13 protein-coding genes are annotated in these 9,080 nt (G+C 72.6%); 5 read left to right on the top strand and 8 right to left on the bottom strand.

Going from position 1 to position 9,080, the window contains the following annotated elements:
* The 4 genes from AB0J69_RS55825 to AB0J69_RS55810 all read right to left on the bottom strand — a co-directional run.
* Positions 1-352, bottom strand: a 352-nt coding sequence (locus AB0J69_RS55825; protein WP_364136357.1) for a precorrin-6A/cobalt-precorrin-6A reductase, incomplete at its 3' end; no start/stop codon positions are given.
* A complete protein-coding gene (gene cobM / locus AB0J69_RS55820; protein WP_364136355.1) occupies positions 337-1,107 on the bottom strand; it encodes a precorrin-4 C(11)-methyltransferase in 771 nt (256 codons plus the stop codon). The genes AB0J69_RS55825 and cobM, both read right to left, overlap by 16 nt.
* Positions 1,104-2,312 (bottom strand): precorrin-6y C5,15-methyltransferase (decarboxylating) subunit CbiE, encoded by a 1,209-nt coding sequence (gene cbiE, locus AB0J69_RS55815; RefSeq protein WP_364136353.1) that lies wholly within the window; start codon positions 2,310-2,312, stop codon positions 1,104-1,106. The genes cobM and cbiE overlap by 4 nt, the downstream gene beginning before the upstream one ends.
* Positions 2,309-2,695, bottom strand: coding sequence for a pyridoxamine 5'-phosphate oxidase family protein (locus AB0J69_RS55810; RefSeq protein ID WP_364136351.1), 387 nt, complete (start codon positions 2,693-2,695; stop codon positions 2,309-2,311). The genes cbiE and AB0J69_RS55810 overlap by 4 nt, the downstream gene beginning before the upstream one ends.
* Before the next feature lie 82 nt (positions 2,696-2,777).
* Here AB0J69_RS55810 and cobF point away from each other — a divergent pair, with 82 nt between their 5' ends.
* Together cobF and AB0J69_RS55800 are read left to right on the top strand one after the other, a co-directional pair.
* Positions 2,778-3,536: a precorrin-6A synthase (deacetylating) gene (cobF, locus tag AB0J69_RS55805; protein WP_364136349.1), complete on the top strand. Its 759-nt coding sequence runs from the start codon at positions 2,778-2,780 to the stop codon at positions 3,534-3,536.
* Between the two features lie 109 nt (positions 3,537-3,645).
* On the top strand, positions 3,646-4,119 hold the full coding sequence (locus tag AB0J69_RS55800) for a carboxymuconolactone decarboxylase family protein (RefSeq protein WP_364136347.1): 474 nt from the start codon (positions 3,646-3,648) through the stop codon (positions 4,117-4,119).
* A 161-nt stretch (positions 4,120-4,280) separates the two neighbouring features.
* Here AB0J69_RS55800 and AB0J69_RS55795 read toward each other — a convergent pair whose 3' ends face one another.
* Positions 4,281-4,673 carry a hypothetical protein gene (locus tag AB0J69_RS55795; RefSeq protein ID WP_364136345.1) on the bottom strand — a complete coding sequence of 131 codons (393 nt, stop codon included), beginning with the start codon at positions 4,671-4,673 and terminating at the stop codon, positions 4,281-4,283.
* Positions 4,674-4,688: 15 nt separating this feature from the next.
* Between AB0J69_RS55795 and AB0J69_RS55790 the strand changes: the two genes are divergently transcribed.
* Positions 4,689-4,841 carry a hypothetical protein gene (locus AB0J69_RS55790; RefSeq protein ID WP_364136343.1) on the top strand — a complete coding sequence of 51 codons (153 nt, stop codon included), beginning with the start codon at positions 4,689-4,691 and terminating at the stop codon, positions 4,839-4,841.
* A complete protein-coding gene (locus tag AB0J69_RS55785; RefSeq protein WP_364136341.1) occupies positions 4,838-5,110 on the top strand; it encodes a hypothetical protein in 273 nt (90 codons plus the stop codon). The genes AB0J69_RS55790 and AB0J69_RS55785 overlap by 4 nt, the downstream gene beginning before the upstream one ends.
* A 21-nt stretch (positions 5,111-5,131) precedes the next feature.
* Here the strand turns inward: AB0J69_RS55785 and AB0J69_RS55780 are convergent, their stop codons facing one another.
* From AB0J69_RS55780 to AB0J69_RS55770, 3 genes are all read right to left on the bottom strand, one after another.
* Positions 5,132-5,314 (bottom strand): hypothetical protein, encoded by a 183-nt coding sequence (locus AB0J69_RS55780; protein ID WP_364136339.1) that lies wholly within the window; start codon positions 5,312-5,314, stop codon positions 5,132-5,134.
* 476 nt (positions 5,315-5,790) lie between these two features.
* Positions 5,791-6,198, bottom strand: a complete 408-nt coding sequence (locus AB0J69_RS55775; RefSeq protein WP_364136337.1) for a hypothetical protein — start codon at positions 6,196-6,198, stop codon at positions 5,791-5,793.
* A gap of 136 nt (positions 6,199-6,334) precedes the next feature.
* On the bottom strand, positions 6,335-7,564 hold the full coding sequence (locus tag AB0J69_RS55770; RefSeq protein ID WP_364136361.1) for a serine hydrolase domain-containing protein: 1,230 nt from the start codon (positions 7,562-7,564) through the stop codon (positions 6,335-6,337).
* Positions 7,565-7,831: 267 nt separating this feature from the next.
* Between AB0J69_RS55770 and AB0J69_RS55765 the strand changes: the two genes are divergently transcribed.
* The gene (locus AB0J69_RS55765) at positions 7,832-8,671 is read left to right on the top strand and encodes a S1 RNA-binding domain-containing protein (protein ID WP_364136335.1); all 840 of its coding nucleotides are present in this window, start codon (positions 7,832-7,834) and stop codon (positions 8,669-8,671) included.
* The last annotated feature ends 409 nt before the right edge of the window (positions 8,672-9,080 follow it).

Here is a 9,080-nt window from a genome sequence, read left to right as displayed (position 1 = left end):
GCAGGGAGCCGGTGCGCTGCCAGGCGTCGCCCGGCCCTTCGCGCCAGCCCGGGCGGCGCAGCACCAGCAGCGGCACCCCGGTCGCCGCGGAGGCCGCGACCGCCGAGGCGGTCATCCGCTCCGCGAACGGGTGCGTGGCGTCCACCACCCGGTCGACCCGTTCCCGTACCAGCCAGGCGGCCAGCCCTTCCGGCCCGCCGAAGCCGCCTTCCCGCACCTCGCCCACCGGCAGCCGCGGCCTGCTCACCCGCCCGGCCAGCGACGACACGACCCGCAGGCCGGGGTCGGGGGCGAGCTCGGCCGCCAGCGCCCGCGCCTCGGCGGTGCCGCCCAGGATCAGGATCCGCCGCACGCCCGCTCCCTGGTCGCCCGCTCCCTGGTCGCGCTGTAGAGGTGGCTGTCGGGGAACTGCGACGCCGACAGCACCCGCCCGACGACGATCACGGCCGTCCGCCGGATCCCGGCCTCGTGGACCCGCGCGGCGATGTCGGCCAGCGTCCCGCGCAGGATCACCTCGTCGGCCCGGCTCGCCCGCGCCACCACCGCCACCGGGCAGTCCGCGCCGTACGAGGGCAGCAGTTCCGCCACCACCGCGTCGATCCGCTGGACCGCCAGGTGCAGCACCATCGTGGCCCGGCTCGCGCCGAGCGTGGTGAGGTCCTCGCCCTCGGGCATCGGCGTGGCGCGGGCGGAGGTACGCGTCAGGATGACCGTCTGGCCGACGCCGGGCACGGTCAGCTCCCGGCCGAGCGAGGCCGCGGCCGCCGCGAACGCCGGCACCCCGGGCACCACCTCGTACGGCACGCCGAGCGTGTCCAGCCGGCGCATCTGCTCGGCCACGGCGCTGAAGACGGACGGGTCGCCGGAGTGCAGCCGGGTCACGTCGAGGCCCTCGCGGTGCGCGGCGACCAGCTCGGCCACGATCTCGTCGAGCGTCAGGTCCGCCGTGTCCACCAGCCGGGCCCCGGCCGGGCAGGCGTCGAGCAGCTCCCGGGGCACCAGCGACCCCGCGTACAGGCACACCGGCGACGACTCCAGCCGCCGCAGCCCGCGCAACGTGATCAGGTCGGGAGCGCCGGGGCCCGCCCCGACGAAGTACACGGTCACGATACGTCCCTCCTGGTCACCGACCACACTGTCACCGGCATCGCCGCCCGCCATCCGGTGAATCCGCCCACCGGCGAGGCCCGCTGCACGGCCAGGCGCACCAGGTCGCCGCCGAGCCGGGCGTACCACTGCCCGACGACGGCCTCGGACTCCAGGGTGACGGCGTTCACCACCAGCCTGCCGCCGGGGCGCAGGGCGGCCCAGCAGCGGTCCAGCAGGCCGGGCGCGGTCGCGCCGCCGCCGACGAACACCGCGTCCGGTGCGGGCAGCCCGTCCAGCGCCTCCGGGGCGCGGCCCGTCACGACGCGCAGCGACGGCACGCCGAGCCGGTCGGCGTTGCGCCCGATGGCGGCGGCGCGGTCGGACCGGCTCTCGATCGCCACCGCCGCGCACGACGGGTGGGTGCGCAGCCACTCGACGGCGATGCTGCCCGCTCCCGCCCCCACGTCCCACAGCAGCTCGCCGGGCAGCGGGGCCAGGCGCGACAGGCTGACCGCGCGGACCTCCCGCTTGGTGAGCTGCCCGTCGTGCTCGAACGCCGTGTCGGGCAGCCCGGGCACCCTGGCCAGCGGCTCGGCGCCGGGCGCGAGCGCGCATTCGACGGCGATGACGTGCAGCGGGGACACGCCGGCGTCCGTCCAGCCGTCCGCGGTGCCGCGCAGCTCGGACTCCGCGGAGGCGCCCAGGTCGGACAGCACCGTCATGGTGCTCGGGCCGTAGCCGTGCCCGGCCAGCAGCGCGGCGACCACGGACGGGGAGGCGGGTCCCGCGCCGAGCACGACGACGCGGCGGCCGGGCTGGAGGGCGGCGGTCAGGGCCGCGGGCGGGCGGCCCACCAGGCTGACCACGTCCACCTGCTCGACCGGCCAGCCGAGCCGCGCGCAGGCCAGCGACAGCGACGACACGTGCGGCAGCACCCGGATCCCGGCCGCGCCCAGCAGGCGTACCAGGGTCGAGCCGATGCCGTAGAACATCGGGTCGCCGCTGGCCAGCACGCAGACCTCGCGGCCGGCGTACGTGTCCATGAGCGCGGGCAGCTCGGGCAGCAGCGGCGACGGCCAGACCACGCGCTCGGCGGCCGTCACGGGTACGAGGTCGAGCTGCCTGGCGCCGCCCATGAGCACCTCGGCCGCCTCCACCGCGTGCCGCGATCCGGTGGGCAGCCCGTCCCAGCCGTCCGCGCCGACGCCGACGACCGTGATCACACGTTGCCCAGGACGCGCGCCACGTGGATCTCCACGACCACCCGCGCGGGGTTGACCCTGGGCGGCTTGTAGCGGGCGGCGTAGCGGCGCTCGGCGTCGGCCACCTGCTCCGGCTCGGTACGCAGCACGGCCCGGCCCTCCAGCGTCGACCAGCGGCGGCCGTCCACCTGGCAGAGCGCGACCGCGGCGCCGCCGGCGCCGATGAGCCTGGCCTTGTACGACGACCCCGAGGTGATCACCCGGGCGATGCCGGCGGCCAGGTCCAGCGTCGCGCCCACCGGCACCACGTGCGGCGGGCCGCCTGCGCGGGCGGTGGAGAGCGTGCACAGGTGCCGCTCCTGCCAGAAGGCGGCGAACGCGTCGCCCAGCTCGACCAGGTCCACGATGCTCCTCGGGCCTGCTCAGGCCTCCTCGGGTGAATAGCGAGGCATATCGTATACGCGGAGCTCTGGCAGACTCTTGCGGGTGAAGCGGCTACTCGTCATCGGGATCGGCGCCGGAGACCCCGACCATCTCACCCTGCAGGCAGTCAAGGCGATCGCCGCCACGGACGTGTTCCTCATCGTCGACAAGGGCGAGGTCAAGCACGAGCTCGTACAGCTCCGGCTGGACCTGATCGCCGAGCACGGCCGCGGGCCGTACCGGATCGTGGAGGCCCGCGACCCGGAGCGCGACCGCACCGCGCCCGCGTACGCCGCCGCCGTCGACGACTGGCGGGCGCGCCGCGCGCTGGCGTGCGAGGCGCTCATCCGAGACGAGCTGGGCGAGGGCGAGACGGGCGCGTTCCTGGTGTGGGGCGATCCGGGCGTGTACGACAGCACGCTGGCCATCGTCGAGCAGATCCTCCAGCGCGGGAACGTCGCCTTCGAGCACGAGGTCATCCCCGGCATCAGCAGCGTGGCCGCGCTCACCGCCCGCCACCGCACCACGCTCACCCAGGTCGGGCGGCCCGTCCACCTCACCACCGGCCGCCGCCTGGCCGAGCGGGGCGCGCCCGCCGACGACGTGGTCGTCATGCTTGACGCCCACTGCTCCTTCGCCGGTCTCGACGACTTCCACATCTTCTGGGGCGCGTACCTGGGGACGCCCGACGAGATCCTGGTGTCCGGGCCGGTGGCCGAGGTGGGCGACCGGATCCGCGAGGTTCGCGCCGAGGCGCGCGCCCGCAAGGGCTGGATCATGGACACGTACCTGCTGCGCCGCCTCCCTCCCGCGGATCGCTGACGGCAGGCCGGCCGTCCCGGGGAGACGGAGGTCACATCCGGCAGGCCATCACATCTCGCGAGCCATCTCGTCGGTCGAGGTAACAGCCGACACGGCAAGGAGAGATCAGATGGAAGCCCGTTTCAACTACATCGCCAACCCGTTCACGGGGAAGCTCGTGAAGCACTTCATGGCCATGGGCAAGGTCATGAAGGATTCGCCCCTTCCCGCCGCGACGCAGGAGCTGGTGTCGCTCCGCGTCAGCCAGATCAACGGCTGCGCCGTCTGCATCGACATGCACACCAAGGAAGCCGCGCACGCGGGAGAGAGCTCGGTGCGCATCAACCTGGTCGCGGCCTGGCGGGAGGCGACGGTCTTCACCGAGGCCGAGCGGGCCGCCCTGGAGCTGGCCGAGCAGGGCACCCGCGTCGCCGACGCCGCCGGCGGGGTCAGCGACGAGGTCTGGGCGAACGCCATCAAGCACTACGACGAGGACCAGCTCGGCGCCCTGGTGGCCCTCATCGCCCTGATGAACATGGTCAACCGCCTGAACGTCATCACCCAGCAGCCGGCCGGCGCCTACCAGCCCGGCCAGTTCGCGTAGAACAACGGCGGGTGGGGCCCGGGGGACGTCGCCCACCCCCGCCCCACCCCGCCCGTATCGTGCGCGGCGCGCGCCAGGCCGGATCGTGCGCGGCGCGCGCCAGGAAGCCCGAGGGAGTACGGCCGCACCGCGACCGGCTCACCCCGCTGACCGGCTGCGGATCAGGCAGGGTCGGTCGCGGGCCAGCGGCCGTCGGCCTGCGCGCGCTCGACCGCCGCCAGGCCCGCCGGCCGCATCCGGCCCTCCCGCCGCAGGCGCTCGACGCGGGCGACGTTGGGCCGCGACCACGGGCTGCGCGGCCGGCGCGGGCTGAACCGCTGCAGGTACGTCGCCCCGTCGCGGGCGCGGGCCAGGCCGTCGATCCAGCCGAAGCACAGCGCCTCCTCCAGGGCCTGCGCGTACGTGAGGCTGGTCGGCTCGGTGGTGCCCTTCTTGGCGATCACGAGCCAGGCCTCGGTCGCGCTGTCGTGGTGGTCGGCCAGCCAGCCGCGCCAGGCGGCGGCGTCGTCGATGAGGATCGTCATGACCACCATCCTCCCTGCCAAAGTGCTCATCAATTGAGCATTTTGTTGACGACTCGGCCGGGGGTCGCGGTGCTCGCCCCGGACGCGGTGTGGCGTGCCGGCGGCGTCGTCGTCACGGCCGCGCTGATGCCCGTGATGGGCGCGGAGCGGGTGGCCAGGCTGGCCCAGGGCCAGGTCGAGCGCTGGTTCGAGGCATGAGCGCCGCCGAGAACAGCCGGGGGTCGCCGGGTGGTGTCGGCGTAGCCGCGCTCGGGCAGGCCGGGATCGGCGTCTACACCTCGGGGCAGCAGGCCGCGCTCCAGCTCGGCCGCGTCCAGTTCGTGGGGCCGCCCACGGCTTCCACGTCGCGGGCGAGCTCATCCTGGACACGAACGCCGACCTCCACCTCTGCAAGGCCAACGGCACAGCCGGCACGCGGAAACTGCTCGGCCGACGGCCCGCCCGGCACCCGGAAACTGCTCGGCTGAGGGCCCGCCCCAGGCGCGAGATCAGCGATGCGTTCCCGGCCAGTCGGGGCGGTCTTCGACGGGCACGTGGCGGAAGTGGTCGCGGGGGCGGCCGCCGGCGGCACGGGAGCGTGGCGGCCCGACCCAAAGCACGGCAGCGCTGACGAGCGCGGAGAAGATCAGCAGGACACCCAGCAGGATCTCGGGAAGCACGATGTTCGGCATGAGGACCCCCTCGGCCTCGCCTGGGCATGCGGCCATGAGGACGAAGGTCTTCCCGCACCCTTCAGCCCCGACCGCGCCGGGGCCGGAAGGGCCATCCCGCCGGGCCTCCCCCAGGCGTGGAGACCGTGATGACGGCCGGGATGTCGAACGGCGAGTACTCCCCTCCGCGTCACTCCACTATCGGTCCGCCCGGCGACCAGGTCAAACAGGAAGCACCCCTGGCCAGTCGGTCACCGCCGGGGTGGCCCGAGACCCGAGATGGTGGCTCGCAGCGGCAGCGAGATCGAGGTGCCGGCCAGGTCGACGATGACGGCTTACCCGACCTCAGCGGTGTCGAGCGGCTCAGCGACCAGTGGTTCTGCGCGAACCGTGCGCCCGGCCGTCAGATTGTCGATCATGTGCCGGCGGCTGGGACGTCCCCAGCCCGCCACCGTGTCACCCCGTGCACGCTGGGGCCCGTGCGGGCCGACATCCCGTCAAGCGGCGTCGAGGGCTTCGGTGACCTTGCGGGCCATGTCCGCCAGGGTCGGGCTGGGCCGGCCCTGGTGGGTCCGGGCGGCGGCTTCGACGGCGACGAGGACGGTGCGGCGGAAGTTGTCGGCCTCCGCCGGAGCCTGCCTCTTCAGCAGGTCCATGGCTGCCGTCAGGGCCGGCAGCACGAGGTCGGCGAGTTCGGCCACGGACTTGCCGCGCAGGTTCACGCCCTTGGGCCACTCGGCGAGCACGTGCCCGACCAGGCCGGTGGCGGAGGCCAGGGCGATGGAGCCGTGGGTGGCGGCCCGGTGGGGCTTGCCGGCGGCGTCAGCGGCGGACATCAGCGAGACGGCGCCGTACGCGGCGGTGCGCAGGGTGATCTTGTCCTGGCTGCTCAGGGTGAGGGACATGGTGGTGCTCCTTCAAGGGGTGCGGAGATTCGATGGAACGGGCGGATGGTGGATGCGGCCCCTGCCCCGATTGGATTGCTGAGGCAGGGGCCGACCAGCGGGGTGGAGGGCGGGCGTGCCGGGTGTGGGCTCGGGGTCAGTCGTCGATGGCCTGGTAGAGCGTGGTCCAGAAGTCGTGGATCAGCCGCGCCGGATCCGGGACCGACAGTCCGACCTGGCTGAGCAGGATGCCGGTGAGCTGGTTGGCGGGGTCGGCGTAGGTCGAGGTGCCGCTGCCGCCGTCCCAGCCGAACTGACCGATGGGGGCGTAGTCGCCGCGGTAGGTGCGCACCGCCATGCCCATGCCCCAGCCGCCGTGCTGTCCCTGACCGAACGACACGTGAACGTTGTCGGTGGCCAGGGCGTTGCGCGCGGCGTTCTGCTCGGGGGTGAGGCGGTTGGTGGTCATCAGCTCGACGGCGGGCCGGGACAGGATCCGCTTGCCCTGGTGGGTACCGCCGTTGAGGAGCATCCGGAAGTAGGCGTGGTAGTCGTCGGCGGTGGAGTTCAGCCCGCCGCCTCCGCCCTGGAACGCCGGCGGCTTGCTGTGGCGTCCGCCTTCGGCCTCGTCCCAGACGAGGAACTCCCCGGTCTGCGGGTCGGGGGCGTAGAGGGGCGGCAGCCGGTCGATCTGGTCGGCGGGCACGTGGAAGCCGGTGTCCTTCATGCCCAGCGGGTCGAAGATGCGCTCCCGCAGGAACGCCTCGAACGACTGGCCGGTGACCCGGGCCACCAGCACGCCGAGCAGATCGTTGCTGATCTGGTACTGCCAGCGCTCGCCGGGCTGGTACATCAGCGGAAGCTCGCCCAGGCGGCGCATCCACTCATCCGGCTCGGGCATCGGCACCGGCAGATTGGGCGTGAGCCCCTGCTCGAAGAGCGCGCCCATGATCGGAGTGCCCAGCGCCGTCATGTCCATGCCGAGCCCGAACGTGGAGGTCAGCACGTCCCGTACGGTGATCGGCCGCCGCGCCGGCACGGTGTCGTCCAGCGGGCCGTCGATCCGCGTCAGCACTCGCCGGCCGGCCAGCTCCGGCAGCCACGGCTCCACCACGTCGTCCAGCCGCAGCCGGCACTCGTCCAGCAGCACCATCGCCGCCGCCATCGACAGCGGCTTGGACGTGGAGGCCATCCGGAAGATCGTGTCCCGGCGCATCGGCGCACCACCGTCATGCCGCATCGTCCCGAGCGCCTCGACATGCGTCTCACCGCCCCGGCTGACCAGGGCGACCAGCCCGGGGATCCTCCCCGACTCGACATACCGCGCCAGCACCTCACGCAGCCTGCGCAGCCCTGCCACGGAGAAGCCGCCGTTGCCCTGTCCCATCATGAATCTCCTTGCCTACAGTGTTCGATCTTGCGAGCCCCGTCCCGGCTCCGAGGCCGCGATCGCTGAACCCTTCATGGCGTCCACCATCGCCGACCGCCCTGATACCGGGCCGTCACCGTCCTGACGCCGCCGCTGACACGACCGCGCATGGTCGACGGCGGGCGCGAGGACACGGGGGTTGGTCAGCTGGGTCAAGCTGGTCGCGCATGCCAAGGAACCCCGCCCGACCGGCCGGCGCCCGGCGCTCGTGAGAGCCTTGCAGCCATGGGGGCAGTGGAGGAGGACGAATCGTTCCTCACCGCGTTCCTGAGGACGGTGAAGGTCGGTGACGTCCTCACGGGGACCGTTGCAGCAGTCGGGCAATCGGGAACGACCGTGCTTCTCGACGCTTTCGCCGGCGATCCAGTCGGCGTCATCGGCCCGCTCGATCTTTCCTGGCGGTTCTCCGGGCGATTCGCTGCCGGAATCGTCGAGGTCGGTGGCCGGGTCTCCGCCGAGGTGATCGCCGTTGACCTCCGAGAGCGACAGGTACGGCTCTCGCGGTCCGCGACCGAGAACCCACAGCTATGGGCGTATCTGACGGCACTGCGTCCGGGGCAGCGGCTGTCGGGCACCGTTGCGGCTGTCGAACGCTTCGGCGTCTTCGTCGATCTGGATGACGGACCCGATCATCCCGTCTTTCCCGGCGTTGGCTTCATCAGCATGCCCGAGCTGTCCTCGCGCCGCTTCGAGGACCCATCTGAGGTCGTCTCCGTGGGCGAGCACATCACCTGCGAATTCCTCGTCTTCGACCCATTCAACGGCGAAGCCCGCCTGTCGTTGCGGGCCACCCAGCCCGACCCGTTCGAGCACTTCGACCAGTTCGCGCGCAGCGTTCACGTGGGGCAGACTCTGCCCGGCTCGGTCAGCAAAGTGGTGCCCTTCGGCGCCTTTGTCCGCGTGGCAGATGGCATCGAAGGCCTGATCCCCCTCAGCGAGCTCACCGCCCCGACCGCAGAGGCATCAGGCGACGAGGTCACCGTGATCATCATCGAGATCGATCCGCTGCGGCGACGGCTCACGCTGTCGCGCCGTCAGGAAGACCTGGGACCTCCCGCCGACTGAACCCGGGAATCCGGGCGACCCCGCCGGCCGATCCTTCACCCTGCGCGCAATCTCTAGCTCGGCCCGCCCGGTCGTGGCGCTCTTGCCTGCGGCGATCAGTTCGAGGACGGATGGGAAGGACGCCGGTGATTTAATCGATGTACACCTCGCCGGGAGCGCTTCAATACTGAGCCGGTGATCGAAAAGTTCAATCCGTCGACGGTTCATGAACCGGCCCGGCTACAGCCATGTGACCATCTCCAACGCCGACCGGCTCCTGCACCTGGCCGGCCGGCGTCCGCTCGACCTCTCCGGCCAGAAGCCTTCACCATCGCAAGCACACAGCCAGGAGTGACGTCGCTCGAATACCAACGACAGCTCATCGAGGTCGACCTGACCGCGGCAGTGTCGGCCTGAATCGATGCCATCG

It is taken from the genome of Nonomuraea sp. NPDC049709 (assembly GCF_040674815.1).
Lineage (GTDB): Bacteria > Actinomycetota > Actinomycetes > Streptosporangiales > Streptosporangiaceae > Nonomuraea.
Note: the sequence above shows the minus strand (reverse complement) of the source record. Positions and strands in the feature narration are given on the sequence as shown.